The organism is Pseudomonas sp. GW821-FHT09C08 (assembly GCF_059418125.1).
The window spans coordinates 34,920-54,587 of sequence record NZ_JBWKPG010000002.1 but is presented as its reverse complement, the minus strand read 5'-3'; the positions used below and the strand labels follow the sequence as shown (position 1 = coordinate 54,587).

The following is a 19,668-nucleotide window of genomic DNA, read 5'->3' as shown; positions in this document are numbered from 1 at the left end:
CGCCAAGCTTATCAACGACTGGCCTGAAATGCCTTCAGGCCTTTGAGCGCCTGGGCGCGCACGGCGTTTTTCAGCGCCGGCGACCAGCCCAGCAGCAGGCCCTTGAGGCCCAGGGCCTGGCGCGACCAGCGCCACAGGTCGAAGTGGTCGTGGTGCTCGCAGATCTTGCCCTCGCGAAACACAAAGCGTGCGCCGATATCGTTGACCACCGTGTTGCCGGTCGCGCTGAACAGGTAGGTGGCCACCCAATGCGCACTGCCGCTGGTCTCATCGCTGCGCACATGGTCGAAAGTCAGGGAAAAATCCTTGGCCCGGGTGGTAAGCATGCGCCACATGTCGCCGGCATCACGGCCGCGCAGTTCACCGAAGGCCGGGTCGCTGAACAGCACGTCCTCGGTGTAGCAGGCCGCCATGGCCTCGGCATCCAGCCGCTGGAAGGCGCTGTAGAACTCGGTGATCAGGGCGTTGTGTGCATCGCTCATGGGCAGGTTCCAAACCAGGGTTGTAAGCCGATCAAGATAGTCTGCGCCTGGGCAAAACTCTATCGGCATTTACGCCGGGAATGGCCCGCCCCCCCGCTACGGCACCATGCCGCAACTGCGCGCATAGGCGAACAGGTCGACGTCGGTGGAAATGCACAACCGGCTCATGGCGGTACTTTTCTGTTTGCTGATCGTCGAAATGCTGCGATTGACCCGCGCGGCAATCTGGGTGACGGTCATGCCGCTGGCGAGCATCCTCACCACTTCACGTTCCTTGCTGGACAACTGCGGCTGTTGCAGTTGGTCGCCGGTGCCGGCCTCCAACAGTTGCGCCTTCAGGCACTCACTGGCAAACGTCTCGCCCTGGATCACCGTCCTGATCGCGATCGGCAACTCCCTGGCCGACGCGCTCTTGGCGACGATCGCGCGCGCACCGTGGGCAAACGAAGCCCGCAGCGTTGCGACGTTGGCAAACATGGTCACCAGGATCACCGGCAAAGTCGGATACTGGCGCCGCAACAGGCCGAGTAATCCGTAACCGTCGGCCTGCTGGCCGCCCGGCATGGCGAAGTCCGTCACGAGCACATCGCAGGCCACCTTGCTCAACAACTTGAGCAACTCATCGGGCCCATCGGCTTCGCCGACCACTTTGCACCGGCCGCCCGCTTCAATCACCACCCGTTGCCCGATACGCACAATCGGATGGTCGTCGGCAATAATTACACGAAGCATAAATACCCACGAATGATGGCAATTGGAATTTTGGCAAAATACCTCTGTGCGCGAGCCTCAACAACCACTCGGCGCGCGGTGTTTTCAACGGCGCCCAGTAATTGATAGCCGACGACCTTATACCTACAAAATAAAAAGAAATTACCTACATACAAGGCCTTCAGCACAACCGAAAAACCTCCTACAAAGTTCTCTATTCCGAGGGTTCATAGTCGACTCAAGTAAGCGATATAGACCCGCAGGTTGCGCTGGAACGCTTGCAACTGCAGCGCATTCGCCGCCACCCCAAGGGCCTGTACCCGTGCGATCAGGTGCTCGCTGCCACGCTCCAGGTCGACCCCGCCGACAAACGCCAGGCTGCCCACCAACCGGTGCAGGCGCTCCACTACCAAAGGGGCATTGGCGCTGATCCGCGCCTGATCCAGCAAGGCATCGTCCTTGCGTGCTTCATTCATCAGGCTGACCAGCACCCGGCTTACCATTTCATCACTGCCGAAAATCTCGACCAGGCGGGCACGGGTTGGCCACGTGATGCCCTGCGAGTTGTCCGGCGGCTCTGCCACCCACGGTGGCGAGGGTGAAGGTGCCAACTTCAGGACAGGTACTTGATCGGAAAATACCCTTGTCACCAGGGTCACCTCATTGTGCTTACCGTGATTGTCCAGCCCATGAGTTCATCAACACCCCAAGGCTCTCACACGACTGTTTACAAGCGACCATGAATAGCCTTTTGGAGATAAAAATGACGATACAACAACTACGAAAAATTCAACTTTCTTACATAACAAGCACATAAGTTCTCACGTTCTCATGCCCAAATACTTGTTACTTCGATTGTCGTAATAGTTGTATTTCCCCGGCCCCAGAGCCCGGCTAAATTGCCGCCACCCCGCAAAGAGGGAACGGGCTCGCGGTCATCGGCGATCCCATCCAAATACAACCTGCCGCCTTGCTCGCCGCCTGCCCAGACAGGCCGGTCGATGCTGCGCGCGCTTTATATCAGCCAGCCCTGTAGTGGAACGTATTGAAATGAGCAAGTCCCTGACGCTGTCGAGCATCGCCCTTTTACTCGCCTGTACTACACCCGCTTTTGCCGCCAGCAACGTCGACCTGACCGTCAAAGGCCTGATCACCCCGAATGCCTGCACACCGACGCTCTCGGGCGGCGGTATGGTGGATCACGGAAAAATAGCTTCCAAGGACCTGGTCCAGAACAATCCGACGTCATTGCCCCGAGTGACCCTGCAGTTGAGCATCACTTGCGATGCAAGCATCCCCTTCGCCATCAAACCCATCGATAACCGCAGCGGCACCTCGACCGGCAGCAGTGATTTCGGCCTCGGCCTGATCAATGGCAACAAGCGACTGGGCCGGTTCTACCTGACCCCCTTGAACATGCTCGCCGACGGTGTGAGTGCCCAGCCGATTGCCTCCGTTGATGGCGGTCGCACCTGGTACAGCGAGCGCAACTGGGAACTGCAAACCTTGTGGGGCGCCGGGGCAGTGGACGACGCAACCACACTGCTGCCGATCAAGAGCCTGGTGCTGGACCTGGAAGTCGGCGCCAGCATCGCCCGTGCAGACCAGTTCGATTTCAGTGACGAGGCGCCCATCGACGGCTCCGCAACCCTGGAAGTGATGTACCTGTAACCCCAACCCCGTCCACACGGAAGGTTCCAACCATGCACGTTCCCCCTGCAATCCCATTGGCAGTGTTGTTGCTCGCGGCCTCGCCATGGGCACTGGCCGCCAGCTCCACCGACCTCGCCGTCAAAGGCACCATTACTCCCAGTGCCTGTGCGCCGCTGATCTCCGGCGGTGGCACGGTCGACTTCGGAAAAATGGCCGCCAAGGACCTCAACGCCGAGCAACACACCCCGCTGCCGAACCAATCCATGCAATTGAGCGTGCGCTGTGAAGCGCCCACGTTTTTCACCCTGAATACCATCGACAACCGCGCCGGCTCCTCTGCCAACCACCCCTACTCGCATGGCCTGGGCATGACGGCGCAAGGGGAGAAACTCGGCGGCTCCTCCTTCCACCTCTATACCCCAGTGGCTGATGGCGTCGCCGCACGCACCATCACCTCACTGGACGGTGGCGTGACGTGGGCGCCCACCACGATGCTCAACCACAGCGTGCTGACAGCCGTGGCCATGGGCAGCCAACTGGTGCCCATCGCCGTGCGGGACTTCGATGCCGAAATCCGCCTGTACACCCAGATCGCCCCGGCCAGCGGCCTGACCCTGACCGACGAAGTCCCCGTCGACGGGCACGCGACGGTCCAGGTCAACTACCTGTAATGCCTCACACAGACTCAATCGAAAGGAATTCGACTCTCATGAAGCCCCTGTTTACCGCCCTCGCCACCAGCCTGATGCTGGCCGGCTCCGCTGCCACCTACGCCGCGTCCACCGTCGACCTGACCGTCAAGGGCCTGATCGTACCGAGTGCCTGCACCCCCGTCCTGTCCAGCGGTGGGGTGATCGACCACGGCAAGATTTCCGCCAAGGACCTGCGCACGGACAACCCGACGCACATCGGGACGCACATCCTGACCATGGCCGTGAGCTGCGACAGCGCAATCCTCTTTGCACTGCATTCGGTCGACAACCGGGCCGGCTCGTCGATTACTCCCAGCAACTACGGCCTGGGCCTGATCAACGGCACCCAGAAGCTCGGCTGGTTTTATCTGACACTCGACAACCCGGTGGCCGACGGTACTGCGGTGCAGTCGATTGCATCCTTCAACGGCCAGGATAATTGGTACCGCGAAAAATTCTGGGATCCAGGCCTGTACATGTCGGTGGCCAGCATGGATGACGCCACTCAACCGGTGCCGGTCAAGGATTTGTCGCTGGAGTTGATGGTTGAAACCTCCATCGCACGCACCGACGGCCTGGACCTGAGCAACGAGGTGACCCTCGACGGTTCGGCCACCCTGGAAGTGAAGTACCTGTAACCCCTGGGCGCCCATGCCTGGCAGCACCTCGCAGGCATGGGCGTTGTTGTTGTACCGCCCGTATTCAACTCGACCCGTGGCGCCCACCGATGAACACGCACTCTCGCTTCCTGGCTGTATTGCTCTGGTTGACGACCGCTCCTGCGGCCTTCGCCGCCTCCTTTGTCGACCTCACCGTGACCGGCCGGGTGACGCCGGACGCTTGCCACGTCACGCTATCGGACGATGGTACGGTCGACCACGGGAAAATCCCCTCGCACACCTTGAACCCGAGCGAATTCACCGTGCTGCCCACTCGTTTGCTGGAGCTGAGCGTGCAGTGCAGCAGGCCCATGCTGTTTGCCCTGGTGGGGCTCGACAACCGCGCCGAGTCGTCACTCGATCCCGGGGCTTTCTACGGCCTGGGCAGGAACCTGCATGCGCCGGCCGAGCGCCTGGGGTCGGTGGCCTTGTCTTACCGCAACCCAATGGGCGACGCCCAGGCCATGCAGGCCCTGGCGTCCAGTGACAACGGCGAAACCTGGTCGCCGCAAGCCACTGCCAATCCCAGAGCCTATGTGGGATTTGCGCCGCCGGGTGATCGCCAACCCGACTTCATCGGCCAGCTCAGCACCCAGTTGCGCATCGACACCTCCATCAACTTCGCCCAGTACCTGACCCTGAATCAGGAGGTGCCGCTCGACGGCGCCATCGTGCTGGATCTGCGCTACCTCTGACCTCTTCATGTTGCCCCAATGGAAAACCCCGTCATGCTGACGACATCATTCAAACCCACTACCGGCCTGCTTGCCCTGACCCTGTTGTTTGGCGCAGGTGCGCAGGCCGACGGGATGATCCCCGACACTTCGGTGGTCATCGTCTACGAAGCCGAAGGCGAGGCGGCCGTGTCGGTCACCAACACCGACAGCCAACTCGCCCTGCTGCACGTCACCCTGGAAGACATTCCCGAAGACAAAGAGCCGCTGCTGGTGGTCACCCCGCCGTTGTCGCGGGTGGAAGCCTCCAAATCGCAACTGGTACGGTTCATCCTGCAAAGCCAGCAACCGCTGCTGACCCAACGGCTCAAGCGCGCGATCTTCGAGGGCATGCCCCAGGGCCGCCCCGCGACCGAAGCCGGGCACGCCCGGGTGGGTGTGACGGTGCGCCAGAACCTGCCGGTGATCATTCATCCCAAAGGCCTGGCGCTGAATCGCACCCCCTGGACCCACCTGACCTGGTCACAGCACGGCAGCACCTTGCAGGTGCGCAACGACAGCCCGTACGTGGTGCGCCTGGCCCAGGAGTTGCGGCTGCTGCCCGGTGACGGCAAGGCCATGCTGCCGCGCACCTACGTGTTGCCGGGAGAAACCCTGAGCGTGCCTGCCACGGGCGGCCCGGCGAGCAAAGTCCGGCTGCAACCGGCCACCGTGTACGGCTTTGCCGTGGCTGCCTACGAAGCCCCCCTCACCTGACCAACACTTCAGGCGCCCGACGCCTGCATAACGAAGTGGCGGCTCGAAGACCGTCACCGGGGCGCGCAGACGCCCATCATTTGAGTGCCTTTCGTGAAAACAGTATTGAGCTACCGTGACGGCGATGCCGTGCCCGACATACCCGCCCGCAGCGCCTTCCCAGCGCTGCTGCTGGCGTGTGCCCTGCTGCCCGCTGAAGCCTGGGCCGAAACGCGTGCCGGCTTCGATGCCACCACCCTGCACCAACGCGGCATCGACCCGCAGTTGGCCAGCCTGCTGCTGGACGCTCCACGTTTTGCGGCTGGCCGGCATGCGGTGAGCCTGCGCGTCAACGGCCAGCCCCGTGGGCGTGTCGAGGTGGGTTTCGATCAACAGGGCCGATTGTGCTTTGACCAGGCCGTGCTGGACGCCGCCAACCTGATAGTGCCCGGCGACAATGGCCCCTGCCATGACCTGCTCGCGCAGTACCCACAAAGCCTGGTGGAGCCGGACCCGGCCAACCTCAGCGTGTCGCTGGTAGTCCCGACCGAAGCCTTGCGGCCACTGCAACAGGACGTCTCGGGCTATCAGACGGGGGGCGTTGCCGGCCTGTTCAATTACGACCTGACGGGGTTCTATAACCGCTTCGGCGACAACGACAGCCGGTTTGGCTCGGCCAATACCGAGGTTGGCTTCAACGCCGGCGACTGGATCGTGCGCAGCCGCCAGGTGCAGACCTGGCAGGACGGTCGGTCGCGCAGCACCCATCTCGAGGCGTATGCCCAGCGTACCTTTGCCAGCCAACAGGCAGTGCTGCAGGCCGGGCAGATCAACCTCTATAACCCGGTGTTGGCCGGTGCGCAGATCACCGGGGTACAGGTCCTGACCGAACAGGCGCTTCAAGAACAAGGCCAGGGCGCGACCATCGAGGGTATCGCCAACAGTCCGGCCCAGGTCGAGGTGCGGCAGAACGGCGCGTTGATTCACTCCACCGTAGTCCCGGCCGGGCCGTTTTCCCTGACCGATGTGCGGCGCCTGAATGCTCGCTCGGACGTTGAAGTCACGGTCAAGGAAAGCAGCGGCGGCGAGCGCCGCTTCACCGTACCCGCCGCGATGCTCGGCCTGGGTTTGCCAGCGCCGGGGTACTCGGTGGCAGCGGGCCGTGTGCGCAATATCGGCGATGCCCAGGGTGACGATCCGTGGGTGGCCAGCGCTGGCTGGACCGGCGCCGTCCACCCGCAACTGTCCCTGGGCAGCGGCGTGCTGGCGTCCAGCGAATACCGGGCGGCGGGCGTGAGCCTGGGCTGGCTGCCATGGCTGGACAGTCAGGTGCAACTGGCCACCCAGGTCGCCGATACCCAGGCACGGCACAACGTGCGTGGGGTACAGACCGACCTGGCATGGTCCCAACGCCTGAATGATCAATGGTCATTCAGCGTGGCCAACTCGTGGCGCACGCCCGGCTACCGCGAACTGGAAGAAGCCACCTACGAACCAGAAACCACCCAGCAACGGCGCTCGCGTTATCGCGATCAACAAAGCGCCAACGTCGGTTGGTCGCACCCGTGGCTGGGGGCGTTCAGTGCCGGGGTGTCGCGCTCCAGCAGCTTCGATGGCGACAGCAGCAGTCGAGGCCTGGCGTCGTGGGGCACCAGTGTCGGCGGCGTGTCGTTGTCGGCGAGCGCCGAATGGCAGATGGGCGGGCGCCAGCAACAGGACAACGCGGTGTACCTGAATGCCAGCCTGCCTCTGGGCGAAAGCCGCCGCGTGCGCGCCTGGGTGCGCAATTCGGGAGGCGAACACCGCACCGGCCTGGGGCTGAACGAACAGATCGATGATCAATTGAGCTATCGCGTCAGCGCCGAACACGACACCCGCGACCAGCAGGTGGAAACCACTCTCGGCGTCTCGGCCCTGCCCCGCTACAGCCAACTCGACGTCAGCTACAGCCGCTCCGATGCCGAGCGCTCGAGTTATCAAGGCAGTGCCCGCGGTGGCGTGGTGGTGCACGGCGATGGCGTGACCTTCTCGCCCTACCCGGTACGCGACACCTTCGCCGTGGTCTCGGTGGGCGATACGGCCGGGGTCAAGCTGAGCACCCCCAGCGGCCCGGTATGGACCGACTGGCAAGGCCAGGCCGTGGTGCCCCAGGTCAGCGCCTATGGCCGCAGCCCGGTGGAGGTGCAGACCCGTTCACTGCCGCGCAATGCCGATATCAACAACGGCCTGGCAATGATCTCGGCCGGGCGCGGCGCGGTGGACCGGGTCGACTTCGGCGTGACCCTGACCCGTCGCGTGCTGCTCACCGCACGCACCGAACAGGGCGCGCTGCTGCCCCGAGGTGCCTCCGTCAGCACCGCGAGCGGCGAGTTCGTGACCCTGGTGCAGGACGGCGGCCAGGTGTTCCTGCCCAATGTGCTGGAGCACACCGGTTTGTGGGTCAGCGGGCCAGGCATGACGCGCTGTCGGCTGCAGTTCGAGTTGCCGGCCAAGGGCGATCCCCAGGTGTATTTCGAAAACGCGCCAGCGCGCTGCAACCCTTCATGAGGACGATCACCATGCTTTTTTTTCGCGCCCTGCGCCGGCTGACGGCGGTCGTACTGACCGTCGGCTTCGCCGGCCACGCCATGGCCAATGACGACTGCCAGTTGAACATCAGCGAAGCGGTGCTGGATCTCGGCCTGATGAGTCGCCTGGCGCAAAACGACAGCGACCCTCAACGCCTGCTTGGCGAGCGTCGCCTGAGCTTGAACCTCACCTGCCCGCAACCGGCGGACATGAGTGTGTTTTATCGCGCCCTGGCGGCGAACGCACATCGCCTGCAGTTTACCGAACATGGCACCTACGCCCTGCAGGTCAGCGACGGCGTGCTGGACGGCCAGGCGGTTGAACTGGGCTTGCTGCCGGCTGCCGGGCAGCCGCCGGCGGTCGTCGGCACGGCATTGAACTGGCGTCCCGGCCATGGGGTGGCGCCGGTGCAAGGCGCCAGCGTGGTGCAGGGCAAGCACTTCGCCGTGCAACTGAGCCTCAGCGCCTGGGCCGACATCGCCGCCACCCGTGTGCGCGAGGCAACCACCTGGGAAGCGTCCGGCACGTTCGATGCCTTGCAGAGCGGCCGCTCCCGGGCACTGACCCTGCGCGCACACTTCGCGCCCACCGCGTGTACACCCCAACTGTCCAATGGCGGATTGGTGGATTACGGCACGCTGCTGGCGAAGGACTTGAATGCCAGCAATGAAACCCCGCTGCCGACCCGCACCTTGCAGCTCTCGGTGAGTTGCGACGCCGCCACGCCCTTCGCGCTGAAGATGCATGACAACCGCAACGGCTCGGCCACCGGCGGGATCGACGAAACCGCCTACGGCCTGGACCTGGACAACAGCCAGAACAAGATTGGGCGCTTCTACCTCAACATCGATCCGGCCGAATTCACCGCCGACGCACTCGGCTCCCTGTATCGCACGGACTCCACCAGTGGCGGCGCAGCCTGGAGCAGTTCGAGTGCGCGGCAGATCCCCATGGCCGCCAACAGCCTGATGGGGTTTACCGACAGTGTCGGCAGCACCCGTGGCCCGGTGCCGATCCAGCAACTGGCCGGCACTGTGCGCATCAAGGCCTACCTGGCCCCGACCCAGTCACTGGACCTGCGCAGCGTGGTCTACATCAACGGTTCGGGCACCCTTGAAATCATCTACCTCTGACCTATGGAGTTCGCCTCATGAAGACCTGTTCCCTTGCCCTTTGCGCGCTGGTGTTGCTGGGCGGCGCCCCACACACGCTGGCGGCCTCCAGCGTCGACCTGAGTGTCAATGGCGTGATCACTCCCACCGCCTGCACGCCGTTGCTGTCGAGCAACGGGGTGATCGACTACGGCAAGATTTCCCAGCAGGACCTCAACGTCGACAAGGGCACGCGCCTGCCGGTCAAACAGTTGCACGTCAGCATCGGCTGCAACGCGGCGAGCCGTTTTGCCCTGCGCATGCGCGACAACCGTGACGGCACGGCCACCGTCAACAGTGAGATTTACTATGGGCTGGGGCTGGACAACAGTGGCAATCGCATTGGCCTGTATTCGATGAATTTCGACCCTCGCCAGACGCAGGTGGACAGCACTGCAATCGCCTATGGCACCGAATCCACCACCGGCGGCGTGGCCTGGCGCAGCGCCAACCTCAACCCGATCGACATCGGCGCCAACAGTTACCTGGGCTTCACCGATACCCAAGGCAGCACCGCCGGCCCCTCGGCGATCCAGGCGTTGACCAGCACCGTCAAGATCGAAGCGGTGATCAATGCCAGGCAGAACCTGGACCTGAGCAGCGACACCTTGCTCGATGGCTCGGCCACCCTCGAAGTGGTGTACCTCTAGACTTTTTCGCTGCTGACCTGCACATACAGCGCACGCCCGGCACCCAGCCCGGCGATGATCGCGCCCAGGCCAATCACCGCAAAAATCCAGCCGATGGCCGACCAGCCGCCCGTCCAGTCATGCACCAGGCCCACCGCGAACGGGCCCACGGACGCCAGGGTGTAGCCGATGCCCTGGGCCATGCTCGACAGGTTGGCCGCCACGTGGGAGTCGCGCGAGCGCAGCACGATCAGGGTCAGCGCCAGGCTGAAAGTGCCGCCCTGGCCGAGCCCGAGCAGAATTGCCCAGCCCCACAGACCATCGAGTGGCGCATACAGGCAGCCGAACAGGCCACCGAGGGTCAACAGCATCACCACCACGATCGCCAGGCGCTGGTCTTTGCCACGGGTGGCGAGCCAGGGCGCGGCGAGGGAGCTGACCAATTGCACGATGATCGAGCCGGACAGCGCCAGGCCGGCTTCGGTCGCGCTCAGGCCACGGCCGATCAGGATCGACGGCAGCCAGCCGAACACGATGTACGCCAGGGACGATTGCAGGCCCATGTACAAGGTCACCTGCCAGGCGAGCGGATCACGCAGCAGCCCTCTCACGCGATAAGCCACCTGGTGCGCGCCGTGCTTCTGGCCGACCTGTGGCAGCCAGAACAATGCGGCCACCAGCGCCGGCAGAATCCAGAACCCCAGGCCGAGGGTCCAGCGGTCGCCGAAGTAATGACTCAAGGGCACCGTGGAACCCGCCGCCAGCGCCGCGCCCAGGCACAGCGCCATGGTGTACACGCCGGTCATGGCGCCGGCCTGCCTGGCGAAATCACGCTTGACGATGCCGGGCAGCAATACGCCGATGATGCCGATGCTCGCGCCGGCAATCAGGCTGCCGGCGAACAGCCCCACTTCACCGAATGAACTGCGCAGGATGATGCCCGCAGCCAGGGTCAGCAGAATCCCCAGCACCACTCGCTCGGCGCCGAAACGGCGGGCCAGGATCGGCGCCGTGGGCGCAAACAGACCCAGGCACAGTACCGGCAATGTGGTCAGCAGACCGGCCTTGGCCGCCGACAACCCGAGGCTGCTGGACACGTCAGCGAGCAGCGGCGACATGCTCGACAGCGCCGGGCGCAGGTTCAGGGCCACCAGGATCAGGCCGAGCAGCAACAGCCACGGGCGGCTCACCACGGGCGGGCTGGTTTGCACCACTTCGTCGTCGGCTTCGGCGTCGATCAACAGCTCTTCGAGTTCACGGGTAGGTCGGGTTTCAAGGTTCATTGATCAACTGCCGGCAGAGGGATTTGGCGCGTTCCGGGTCCTGGTGTTCGACGGCGTCGAGCAGGGCGATGTGCAGGTCGAACACCGCCTGGCGACGCGGCGAGATGTTCAGGGTCTGGCGCAACTGCGCGCCGACGATGGCGGAAAAGTACTGATACAGCTCACTCAACGCCGGGTTGTGCGCGGCGTCGACCAGGCGCTTGTGAAACACCAGGTCGGCGCTGATGTAGGCCTCCAGGTCGCCGTGGTACAGCACAGCGCTTTGTTGCAGGGCCTCACGCAAACCGTGCAGATCGTCCTCGGTACGGCGCAGCGCGGCCAGGCCGATCGCCTCCACTTCGAGAATCTGCCGGGTTTCCTGCGCCTGCTCCAGGGTGCAATGCGACAACGCGCGCATCGCGCCCAGCGGGTCGGTCATCGAGCGCAGGTAACTGCCGTCGCCCTGGCGGATCTCGATCAATCCTGAAAACGCCAGCACGCGCATGGCCTCGCGCACGGTATTGCGGCTGATCCCCAGCTCGGCCGACAACTCCGGCTCGGTAGGCAGGCGCTCGCCAATGGCCCAGGTGCCTTGGGTGATGCGCTGGCGCAACTGTTCCAGGGCCTGGTCGACCAGCGAGCGTTTGATCAGCGGAGCGATGTCTGTCATGGGTTTTGCACTTTCGTCCAATCATAGGATGAATTTTCCCACAGCCTATTCGGACTTGCCTACAAAGGCAACGCACTAGGGTTCTGAGGCAGGTAAAGGAGCAGTATTTCCGATTAGTAAAATTACCCTCAGAGGGTAATTATGGGACTCAGGTGTCTTATGGAAAAGTACACACCTCATTACGATCTGGCCTTGATAAAAGCTGAAGTCATCAGGTTGGGTTGTCGAGCCTTCACCGCCAGTGCACGGGAGAGCGCCAGGCAAATGGAATTAAACCTCAGCCAGATGCAGCACGCAGTCTGTGCCCTTGAGCAGCGAATGTTATACAAATCAATGACGACCTATGCAGACCATCGAGTGTGGCAGGACGTCTATCTGATCAAGGCTCATGCTACGCAGATTTATATCAAAGTGACTTACCGCCCTGGCGGTGGGGCTCCCGTAATCTCCTTCAAGGAGAAAATCCTATGAACACCCAACACTGCGTGAGCTGCGGAACGCATGACGCAATGCAGCACTTCAAAGGCCGCACCTTCACGCTCAACACACGCGGCATGATCCGGAATATCCCCGATATCGCGGGCTGGGAATGCCAGGTGTGCAAGGAAATCGAATTCGATGACAACGACGACAGCGCACAGCGTTATTCCGACGCCAGTGACCAGCTGTTGATGGATGCCAGAAAAATCATCGCTGCCGAAATGAAGCGAATCCGCCGCAAATTGCACCTGACACAGAAGGACGCGGTGAGGCTCTTGACCGTCCGCGGGCACAACGCATTTTCCCGTTATGAGAAAGCTGAAATTTTCCCACCCGAGCCGTTGCTTATTCTTATGCGTCTACTCGATAAGCACCCGCACCTGGTGGCCGAGATTCAGGCGCTCAATGGCGCAGAAGACCTCAACCGCCTGCTTATTGCCAAAGATGAGCAACAACTGGCCACTCAAGCGTCTGCGTAAAAACAGCAGGCAAAAACAAACCCGGCACCAGGCCGGGTTTATCCTTTCACACTTCGATCAATGCAGAATCTGGCTCAAGAACAACTTGGTCCGGTCATTCTGCGGGTTGTCGAAGAAGTCGTTCGGCGCTGCCTGCTCGACGATTTCGCCCTTGTCCATGAAGATCACACGGTTGGCCACGGTGCGCGCAAAGCCCATCTCGTGGGTCACGCACAACATGGTCATGCCGTCTTCGGCCAGGCCGATCATGGTGTCCAGCACCTCTTTGACCATTTCCGGATCGAGGGCCGAGGTCGGTTCGTCGAACAGCATGATTTTCGGCTTCATGCACAAGGCACGAGCGATGGCTACGCGCTGTTGCTGGCCGCCGGACAGTTGCCCCGGGAACTTGTGCGCCTGCTCCGGAATACGCACGCGCTCCAGGTAGTGCATGGCAATTTCCTCGGCCTTGCGCTTGGGCATCTTGCGCACCCACATCGGTGCCAGCGTGCAGTTCTGCAGGATGGTCAGGTGCGGGAACAGGTTGAAGTGCTGGAACACCATGCCGACTTCGCGGCGGATCGCTTCGATCTGCTTGAGGTCGTTGGTCAGCTCCACGCCATCGACCACGATGCGGCCCTGCTGGTGTTCTTCCAGGCGGTTGAGGCAACGGATGGTGGTGGACTTGCCCGAACCCGACGGGCCACACAGCACGATACGCTCGCCCTGCTTGACGTTGAGGTTGATGTCTTTCAACACGTGGAATTGGCCGTACCACTTGTTGACGCCCTGCATCTGGATAATGCCTTCAGGGCTCACAGGCTGTTTGATCGCTTCGCTCATAACAACAACTCCTAACGCTTGTGGCCTGTGTCGAGCTTGTGTTCCAAATGAATGGAATAGCGCGACATACCAAAACAGAAAATCCAGAACACCAGGGCGGCAAACACATAGCCTTCAGTGGCCATGCCCAGCCATTTCGGGTCGGCAGCGGCTTGCTTGACGCTGTTGAGCAGGTCGAACAGGCCGATGATGATCACCAGGCTCGTGTCCTTGAACAGCGCAATAAACGTGTTGACGATGCCCGGGATCACCAGCTTCAGGGCTTGCGGCAAAATCACCAGGCCCATGCTGCGCCAGTAGCCCAGGCCCATCGCCGCGGCCGCTTCGTATTGCCCCTTGGGAATCGCCTGCAAGCCCCCGCGCACCACCTCGGCGACGTAGGCCGACTGGAACAGGATCACGCCGATCAACGCGCGCAGCAGCTTGTCGATGCCCATGCCTTCCGGCAGGAACAACGGCAGCATCACCGACGACATGAACAGCACGGTGATCAACGGCACGCCCCGCCAGAACTCGATGAAGGTCACGCAGACCACTCGAATCGCCGGCATGTTCGAACGCCGCCCCAGCGCCAGCAGGATGCCCAGCGGCAAGGCGCCAGCAATACCGACGGTGGCGATGACCAGGGTCAGCATCAGGCCGCCCCATTGGCTGGTGGCCACGTTGGTCAGGCCGAAGATCCCGCCGTGCAGCAGGAAGTAGGCGATGATCGGGTACAGCACCAGGAAGCTCAGGCCGTAGATCGCCTTGCGCTGGAAACGCGAGATGAACAACGGCGCCACGCCGACGATGGCCAGCCACACGGTCAGGTCCACGCGCCAGCGCAGGTCGCCGGGGTAGTAGCCGTACATGAACTGCCCGAAGCGCTGTTGGATGAACACCCAGCAGGCGCCCTCCTTGGTGCAATCGGCGCGGGTCGTGCCGACCCAGTTGGCGTCGAGAATCGCCCAGTGCAGGATCGGCGGCACCACCAGGTAGACCAGGTAGAACGCCAGCAATGTCAGCAGGGTGTTGAGCCAACTGGAGAACAGGTTGGCGCGCATCCATGCCACCGGGCCGAAGACTTTGCTCGGCGGCGGCATATCCGGTTTGAAAGTATGCGTACTCATGGGCGTTTCCTCACCGCTCGATCAGCGCAATGCGCTTGTTGTACCAGTTCATCAGCAGGGAAATGCTGATGCTGATCGCCAGGTACACGCTCATGGTGATGGCAATGACTTCGATGGCCTGGCCGGTCTGGTTGAGCACCGTGCCGGCAAACAGCGAAACCATTTCCGGGTAGCCGATACCGGCGGCCAACGACGAGTTTTTCGCCAGGTTCAGGTATTGGCTGGTCAACGGCGGAATAATCACCCGCAGGGCCTGCGGGATGATGACCTTGCGCAGCGTCGGCCCGGGGCGCAGGCCCAGGGAGCGCGCGGCTTCCGTCTGGCCGTGGCTGACGGACTTGATGCCCGAGCGCACGATCTCGGCGATAAACGCTGCCGTGTACACGGTAAGCGCCAGGGTCAGGGCCAGCAGCTCAGGAATCAGGACCCAGCCACCGACGAAGTTGAACCCTTGCAGCTTGGGCATTTCCCAGTGCAGCGGCGCGCCGAAGATCAAGGCACACAACGCCGGGATCACGATGAACAGCGCCAGGCCGGCCCAGAATTTATGGAACGGTACGCCGGTCGCCTCAAAGCGCTTGTTGGCCCAACGGGCCATCAGCACGATCGCCACGATGGCCACGACAATGCTCGCCACAAACGGCCAGAAGCCGTCGGCGGCCAGTGCTGCCGGCATGTTCAGGCCACGGCTGCTGACAAAGAAGGTGTCGCCGAAGTTATGACTGTTGCGCGGCCCCGGCATGGTCAGGAACACCGCGAAATACCAGAACAGGATCTGCAGCAACGGCGGAATGTTGCGGAACACTTCCACATACACGGTCGCCAGCTTGTTGATCATCCAGTTCGGCGACAGCCGTGCCACGCCGATGATGAAACCGAGCAACGTCGCCAGGATCACGCCGATGAAGGTCACCAGCAAGGTGTTGAGCAAGCCGATCACAAAGACCCGGGCATAGCTGTCCGATTCGGTGTAGTCGATCAGGTGCTGCGCGATGCCGAAGCCGGCACTGCGCTCAAGAAAGTCGAAACCCGAGGTGATGCCCCGGTGCTGAAGGTTGGTCTGGGTGTTGTTGAAGAGGTACCAGCCCAGCGAGACCACCGCCACAATCGTGATGATCTGGAAGAGCCACGCACGCACTTTGGGATCGCTGAAGCTGAGCTTCTGCTTTGGTGCGCCGATTTGATTTTGCATGAAGTGCCCCGGAAATAATGGAACAGAACATCACCCGGCGGTTGGCCCACCGGGTGACAGAACCATCAGCGATCAGCGCACAGGGGGTGCGTATTGAATGCCACCGTTGTTCCACAGCGCGTTCAGGCCACGGTCGATTTCCAGCGGGGTGCTCTTGCCCAGGTTGCGCTCGAACATTTCACCGTAGTTACCGACTTGCTTGACGATCTGCACGACCCAGTCTTTCTTCACTTTCAGGTCTTTGCCGTACTCGCCATCAGCACCCAGCAGACGGGCGACGTCCGGGTTCTTGGTGGACTTGGCTTCAGCCTCGACGTTTTTGGAAGTGATGCCGGCTTCTTCAGCGTTGAGCATGGCGTAGCCCACCCAGCGCACGATGGCCAGCCACTCGTCGTCGCCGTTACGCACGACCGGGCCCAATGGCTCCTTGGAAATGGTTTCCGGCAGAACCACGTAGTCCTTCGGCGAAGCCAGCTTGCTGCGCTGTGCGAACAGCTGGGACTTGTCGGAGGTCAGCACGTCGCAACGACCGGATTCCAGCGACTTGGCGCTTTCATCGGAGGTGTCGAAGGTGATCGGGGTGTACTTGAGGTTGTTGGCGCGGAAGTAGTCGGAAACGTTCAGCTCAGTGGTGGTACCGGCCTGGATGCAGATGGTTGCACCGTCCAGTTCCTTGGCACTTTTCACGCCCAGCTTGTTGTTTACCAGGAAGCCGATGCCATCGTAGTAAGTGATGAAGCCTGGGAATTTCAAGCCCATGCCCGCATCGCGAGAGCTGGTCATGGTGGTGTTACGCGAGAGGATGTCGACTTCGCCAGACTGCAGCGCGGTGAAACGCTCCTTGGCATTCAACTGGCTGAACTTGACCTTGGTCGCGTCGCCGAACACGGCAGCGGCCACAGCGCGGCAAACGTCAGCATCGATCCCCAGGATCTTGCCGCTGGCATCCGGTACCGAGAAACCCGGCAGACCGTCACTCACGCCACATTGCACAAAGCCTTTCTTCTGCACGGCGTCCAGGGTGGCGCCTGCTTGGGCGAAACCGCTGACACCCAGTACAGCCGCCGCGCAAACGATGGCCAGGGTGGATTTCAATACCTTCATTCAAACCTCCAGTTGCTCTTGTTGTGTCGGAGCTCGAACCTCAGCGCACCCTTATGAGGCGATATTGACCCGTGTTGGCTTTTTTTGGGGTCAAGCAGCATGAGACTGTCGCAGTAATTCCAGTTGCTATCCCACGAGCGGCAGTCACTGATAGTGTTACCGTCCTGAGATAGTTCTGACATCGACCTACACATAGCAAGGCGCGTACCAGAGTGATGGCTGAGTCGTTTCAGCCCATGGTCAATAGGAAAAGATTCAACCTTGCGACATTCTCTTAACAGATCAACTCACTGCGCACCGTTCCGACGCACCCAATCGGAGCGCACGCACATTAATGGAGCAGACATGACCGAACCCTTGATTCTTCAGCCCGCCAAGCCCGCAGACGCCTGCGTAATCTGGTTGCATGGCCTGGGTGCCGATCGCTACGACTTTATGCCGGTAGCCGAAGCCCTGCAGGAAAGCCTGCTGACCACGCGCTTCGTCTTGCCCCAGGCGCCGACACGCCCGGTGACCATCAACGGCGGCTACGAGATGCCGAGCTGGTACGACATCAAGGCCATGAGCCCGGCCCGTTCGATCAGCCTGGAGGAGCTGGAAGTGTCGGCCAAAATGGTCACGGATCTGATCGAAGCGCAGAAGAGAACCGGAATAGACGCCTCTCGGATTTTCCTCGCCGGTTTTTCCCAGGGTGGCGCCGTGGTTTTCCACACGGCGTTTATAAATTGGCAAGGGCCCTTGGGCGGCGTCATTGCCCTCTCCACCTACGCGCCGACTTTCGGCGACGAGCTGGAATTGTCTGCCAGCCAGCAACGCATTCCCGCCCTGTGCCTGCATGGCCAGTACGACGACGTGGTGCAGAACGCCATGGGCCGCAGCGCCTTCGAGCATTTGAAGAGCCGTGGTGTCACCGTGACATGGCAGGAATACCCAATGGGCCACGAAGTGTTACCTCAAGAGATACACGACATCGGTGCCTGGCTGGCCGCTCGCCTGGGCTGAAACCAGCGTTTATGTAGCCGTATGACAGACGCACTACGCCGCGCCCGATTCTTGCATTACACTGGCCGGCGTATATTCCTTAACCAATTAATGAGATCACCGTGCTCAAAGCACTCAAGAAGATGTTCGGCAAAAGCGAGGCTGAGCCGCTCGCGCCTGTTCCCAGTGCTCCTGTCCCGACTGCCGGCAGCCGCAATGACGGTAAACAGCCCGGCCGGACCGCACCTGTCGCCCAGCCGAAGAAGCCGACGGTGACGCCACCTGAACCGGCAGCACCGGTCGAGGCCGCTATTGCGCCAGTCGCGCCAAAGCCGCGGCGCGAACGCGCACCCAAACCGGCGGTCATCCCCTGGAAACTCGAAGACTTCGTGGTCGAGCCACAGGAAGGCAAGACCCGCTTCCACGACTTCAAGCTGGCCCCGGAACTGATGCACGCCATCCAGGACCTGGGTTTCCCGTACTGCACGCCGATCCAGGCGCAGGTGCTGGGCTTTACCCTCGCGGGCAAGGACGCCATCGGCCGCGCCCAGACCGGCACCGGCAAGACCGCCGCGTTCCTGATCTCGATCATCACCCAGTTGCTGCAGACGCCGCCGCCCAAGGAACGCTACATGGGTGAGCCGCGCGCGCTGATCATCGCGCCGACCCGCGAGCTGGTGGTGCAGATCGCCAAGGACGCTGCCGACCTGACCAAGTACACCGGCCTCAACGTCATGACGTTTGTCGGCGGCATGGATTTCGACAAGCAGCTCAAGCACCTCGAAGCACGGCATTGCGACATTCTGGTGGCCACGCCTGGCCGCCTGCTGGACTTCAACCAGCGCGGCGACGTGCACCTGGACATGGTCGAAGTGATGGTGCTGGACGAAGCCGATCGCATGCTCGACATGGGTTTCATCCCACAAGTGCGTCAGATCATTCGCCAGACTCCGCCGAAAAGCGAACGCCAGACCCTGCTGTTCTCCGCCACCTTCACCGAAGACGTGATGAACCTCGCCAAGCAATGGACCACCGACCCGTCCATCGTCGAGATCGAAGCGGAAAACGTGGCCAGCGAGAACGTCGAACAGCACATCTATGCCGTGGCCGGCGCCGACAAGTACAAGCTGCTCTACAACCTGGTCAACGACAACGGTTGGGAGCGCGTGATGGTGTTTGCCAACCGCAAGGACGAAGTGCGCCGCATCGAAGAGCGCCTGGTGCGCGATGGCGTCAACGCCGCGCAACTGTCCGGCGATGTGCCGCAACACAAGCGCATCAAGACCCTGGAAGGCTTTCGCGAAGGCAAGATCCGCGTGCTGGTGGCCACCGACGTGGCCGGGCGCGGTATCCACATCGACGGCATCAGTCACGTGATCAACTTCACTCTGCCGGAAGTGCCGGATGACTACGTGCACCGTATCGGCCGCACCGGTCGCGCAGGCGCTGCGGGGGTGTCGATCAGCTTTGCCGGCGAGGACGACTCGTATCAGCTGCCGTCGATCGAGGCCTTGCTGGGCCGCAAGATCAGCTGCGAGACGCCGCCGACGCACTTGCTGCGCGCCGTTGAGCGCAAACGCCCTTAAACCTGCCCCCCTGCAGGCGCTGGCTTGCC

21 protein-coding genes are annotated in these 19,668 nt (G+C 62.1%); 12 read left to right on the top strand and 9 right to left on the bottom strand.

Features of this window, described 5'->3' with window-relative positions; all coding sequences use genetic code 11:
* Window positions 1-11 precede the first annotated feature (11 nt).
* The 3 genes from AC07OJ_RS06870 to AC07OJ_RS06860 form a co-directional block, all read right to left on the bottom strand.
* The gene (locus tag AC07OJ_RS06870) at window positions 12-482 is read right to left on the bottom strand and encodes a nuclear transport factor 2 family protein (protein ID WP_065906989.1); all 471 of its coding nucleotides are present in this window, start codon (window positions 480-482) and stop codon (window positions 12-14) included.
* A gap of 96 nt (window positions 483-578) precedes the next feature.
* Complete coding sequence (locus AC07OJ_RS06865) at window positions 579-1,214, bottom strand: response regulator (RefSeq protein ID WP_495094283.1); 636 nt, start codon at window positions 1,212-1,214, stop codon at window positions 579-581.
* A gap of 206 nt (window positions 1,215-1,420) precedes the next feature.
* Window positions 1,421-1,843, bottom strand: a complete 423-nt coding sequence (locus AC07OJ_RS06860; protein WP_495094282.1) for a hypothetical protein — start codon at window positions 1,841-1,843, stop codon at window positions 1,421-1,423.
* Window positions 1,844-2,243: 400 nt separating this feature from the next.
* Here AC07OJ_RS06860 and AC07OJ_RS06855 point away from each other — a divergent pair, with 400 nt between their 5' ends.
* The 8 genes from AC07OJ_RS06855 (at window position 2,244) to AC07OJ_RS06820 (ending at window position 9,975) form a co-directional block, all read left to right on the top strand.
* Window positions 2,244-2,864, top strand: a complete 621-nt coding sequence (locus AC07OJ_RS06855; RefSeq protein WP_065906998.1) for a DUF1120 domain-containing protein — start codon at window positions 2,244-2,246, stop codon at window positions 2,862-2,864.
* Between the two features lie 32 nt (window positions 2,865-2,896).
* Window positions 2,897-3,517 carry a DUF1120 domain-containing protein gene (locus AC07OJ_RS06850; RefSeq protein WP_201143575.1) on the top strand — a complete coding sequence of 207 codons (621 nt, stop codon included), beginning with the start codon at window positions 2,897-2,899 and terminating at the stop codon, window positions 3,515-3,517.
* Window positions 3,518-3,555: 38 nt separating this feature from the next.
* The gene (locus AC07OJ_RS06845; protein WP_213550497.1) at window positions 3,556-4,176 is read left to right on the top strand and encodes a DUF1120 domain-containing protein; all 621 of its coding nucleotides are present in this window, start codon (window positions 3,556-3,558) and stop codon (window positions 4,174-4,176) included.
* Window positions 4,177-4,265: 89 nt separating this feature from the next.
* Complete coding sequence (locus AC07OJ_RS06840; protein WP_120447676.1) at window positions 4,266-4,892, top strand: DUF1120 domain-containing protein; 627 nt, start codon at window positions 4,266-4,268, stop codon at window positions 4,890-4,892.
* A gap of 33 nt (window positions 4,893-4,925) precedes the next feature.
* Entirely contained in the window at window positions 4,926-5,627 is a 702-nt protein-coding gene (locus AC07OJ_RS06835) for a fimbria/pilus chaperone family protein (protein WP_065907006.1), read from the top strand.
* A gap of 105 nt (window positions 5,628-5,732) precedes the next feature.
* Complete coding sequence (locus tag AC07OJ_RS06830; protein WP_495094527.1) at window positions 5,733-8,153, top strand: fimbria/pilus outer membrane usher protein; 2,421 nt, start codon at window positions 5,733-5,735, stop codon at window positions 8,151-8,153.
* Window positions 8,154-8,164: 11 nt separating this feature from the next.
* Window positions 8,165-9,307, top strand: a complete 1,143-nt coding sequence (locus tag AC07OJ_RS06825) for a DUF1120 domain-containing protein (RefSeq protein ID WP_120447674.1) — start codon at window positions 8,165-8,167, stop codon at window positions 9,305-9,307.
* Between the two features lie 17 nt (window positions 9,308-9,324).
* On the top strand, window positions 9,325-9,975 hold the full coding sequence (locus AC07OJ_RS06820; RefSeq protein ID WP_106805093.1) for a DUF1120 domain-containing protein: 651 nt from the start codon (window positions 9,325-9,327) through the stop codon (window positions 9,973-9,975).
* Here AC07OJ_RS06820 and AC07OJ_RS06815 read toward each other — a convergent pair.
* Together AC07OJ_RS06815 and AC07OJ_RS06810 are read right to left on the bottom strand one after the other, a co-directional pair.
* Window positions 9,972-11,237 (bottom strand): CynX/NimT family MFS transporter, encoded by a 1,266-nt coding sequence (locus AC07OJ_RS06815; protein WP_495004945.1) that lies wholly within the window; start codon window positions 11,235-11,237, stop codon window positions 9,972-9,974. The genes AC07OJ_RS06820 and AC07OJ_RS06815 overlap by 4 nt on opposite strands.
* Window positions 11,227-11,886, bottom strand: coding sequence for a FadR/GntR family transcriptional regulator (locus AC07OJ_RS06810; protein ID WP_106805095.1), 660 nt, complete (start codon window positions 11,884-11,886; stop codon window positions 11,227-11,229). The genes AC07OJ_RS06815 and AC07OJ_RS06810 overlap by 11 nt, the downstream gene beginning before the upstream one ends.
* 159 nt (window positions 11,887-12,045) lie before the next feature.
* Here AC07OJ_RS06810 and AC07OJ_RS06805 point away from each other — a divergent pair, with 159 nt between their 5' ends.
* Window positions 12,046-12,357 carry a type II toxin-antitoxin system MqsR family toxin gene (locus tag AC07OJ_RS06805; protein ID WP_201143569.1) on the top strand — a complete coding sequence of 104 codons (312 nt, stop codon included), beginning with the start codon at window positions 12,046-12,048 and terminating at the stop codon, window positions 12,355-12,357.
* Window positions 12,354-12,845 (top strand): type II toxin-antitoxin system MqsA family antitoxin, encoded by a 492-nt coding sequence (locus AC07OJ_RS06800; RefSeq protein WP_495094281.1) that lies wholly within the window; start codon window positions 12,354-12,356, stop codon window positions 12,843-12,845. The genes AC07OJ_RS06805 and AC07OJ_RS06800 overlap by 4 nt, the downstream gene beginning before the upstream one ends.
* 57 nt (window positions 12,846-12,902) lie before the next feature.
* Here the strand turns inward: AC07OJ_RS06800 and AC07OJ_RS06795 are convergent, their stop codons facing one another.
* From AC07OJ_RS06795 to AC07OJ_RS06780, 4 genes are all read right to left on the bottom strand, one after another.
* Window positions 12,903-13,667, bottom strand: coding sequence for an amino acid ABC transporter ATP-binding protein (locus AC07OJ_RS06795; protein ID WP_003171943.1), 765 nt, complete (start codon window positions 13,665-13,667; stop codon window positions 12,903-12,905).
* 11 nt (window positions 13,668-13,678) lie between these two features.
* On the bottom strand, window positions 13,679-14,776 hold the full coding sequence (locus AC07OJ_RS06790) for an amino acid ABC transporter permease (protein WP_065907019.1): 1,098 nt from the start codon (window positions 14,774-14,776) through the stop codon (window positions 13,679-13,681).
* 10 nt (window positions 14,777-14,786) lie between these two features.
* Window positions 14,787-15,968, bottom strand: coding sequence for an amino acid ABC transporter permease (locus AC07OJ_RS06785; protein ID WP_065907020.1), 1,182 nt, complete (start codon window positions 15,966-15,968; stop codon window positions 14,787-14,789).
* A gap of 72 nt (window positions 15,969-16,040) precedes the next feature.
* The gene (locus AC07OJ_RS06780) at window positions 16,041-17,072 is read right to left on the bottom strand and encodes an amino acid ABC transporter substrate-binding protein (protein WP_016974565.1); all 1,032 of its coding nucleotides are present in this window, start codon (window positions 17,070-17,072) and stop codon (window positions 16,041-16,043) included.
* Window positions 17,073-17,417: 345 nt separating this feature from the next.
* Between AC07OJ_RS06780 and AC07OJ_RS06775 the strand changes: the two genes are divergently transcribed.
* Together AC07OJ_RS06775 and rhlB are read left to right on the top strand one after the other, a co-directional pair.
* Entirely contained in the window at window positions 17,418-18,074 is a 657-nt protein-coding gene (locus tag AC07OJ_RS06775; RefSeq protein WP_065907026.1) for an alpha/beta hydrolase, read from the top strand.
* Window positions 18,075-18,169: 95 nt separating this feature from the next.
* Complete coding sequence (gene rhlB / locus AC07OJ_RS06770) at window positions 18,170-19,639, top strand: ATP-dependent RNA helicase RhlB (RefSeq protein WP_083221457.1); 1,470 nt, start codon at window positions 18,170-18,172, stop codon at window positions 19,637-19,639.
* Window positions 19,640-19,668 lie beyond the last annotated feature (29 nt).

Coding starts and splice junctions, on each gene's coding strand:
- AC07OJ_RS06870 (WP_065906989.1), bottom strand. CDS start 482: ATGAGCGATGCACACAACGCCCTGATCACCGAGTTCTACAGCGCCTTC.
- AC07OJ_RS06865 (WP_495094283.1), bottom strand. CDS start 1,214: ATGCTTCGTGTAATTATTGCCGACGACCATCCGATTGTGCGTATCGGG.
- AC07OJ_RS06855 (WP_065906998.1), top strand. CDS start 2,244: ATGAGCAAGTCCCTGACGCTGTCGAGCATCGCCCTTTTACTCGCCTGT.
- AC07OJ_RS06850 (WP_201143575.1), top strand. CDS start 2,897: ATGCACGTTCCCCCTGCAATCCCATTGGCAGTGTTGTTGCTCGCGGCC.
- AC07OJ_RS06845 (WP_213550497.1), top strand. CDS start 3,556: ATGAAGCCCCTGTTTACCGCCCTCGCCACCAGCCTGATGCTGGCCGGC.
- AC07OJ_RS06840 (WP_120447676.1), top strand. CDS start 4,266: ATGAACACGCACTCTCGCTTCCTGGCTGTATTGCTCTGGTTGACGACC.
- AC07OJ_RS06835 (WP_065907006.1), top strand. CDS start 4,926: ATGCTGACGACATCATTCAAACCCACTACCGGCCTGCTTGCCCTGACC.
- AC07OJ_RS06825 (WP_120447674.1), top strand. CDS start 8,165: ATGCTTTTTTTTCGCGCCCTGCGCCGGCTGACGGCGGTCGTACTGACC.
- AC07OJ_RS06820 (WP_106805093.1), top strand. CDS start 9,325: ATGAAGACCTGTTCCCTTGCCCTTTGCGCGCTGGTGTTGCTGGGCGGC.
- AC07OJ_RS06815 (WP_495004945.1), bottom strand. CDS start 11,237: ATGAACCTTGAAACCCGACCTACCCGTGAACTCGAAGAGCTGTTGATC.
- AC07OJ_RS06810 (WP_106805095.1), bottom strand. CDS start 11,886: ATGACAGACATCGCTCCGCTGATCAAACGCTCGCTGGTCGACCAGGCC.
- AC07OJ_RS06805 (WP_201143569.1), top strand. CDS start 12,046: ATGGAAAAGTACACACCTCATTACGATCTGGCCTTGATAAAAGCTGAA.
- AC07OJ_RS06800 (WP_495094281.1), top strand. CDS start 12,354: ATGAACACCCAACACTGCGTGAGCTGCGGAACGCATGACGCAATGCAG.
- AC07OJ_RS06795 (WP_003171943.1), bottom strand. CDS start 13,667: ATGAGCGAAGCGATCAAACAGCCTGTGAGCCCTGAAGGCATTATCCAG.
- AC07OJ_RS06790 (WP_065907019.1), bottom strand. CDS start 14,776: ATGAGTACGCATACTTTCAAACCGGATATGCCGCCGCCGAGCAAAGTC.
- AC07OJ_RS06785 (WP_065907020.1), bottom strand. CDS start 15,968: ATGCAAAATCAAATCGGCGCACCAAAGCAGAAGCTCAGCTTCAGCGAT.
- AC07OJ_RS06780 (WP_016974565.1), bottom strand. CDS start 17,072: ATGAAGGTATTGAAATCCACCCTGGCCATCGTTTGCGCGGCGGCTGTA.
- AC07OJ_RS06775 (WP_065907026.1), top strand. CDS start 17,418: ATGACCGAACCCTTGATTCTTCAGCCCGCCAAGCCCGCAGACGCCTGC.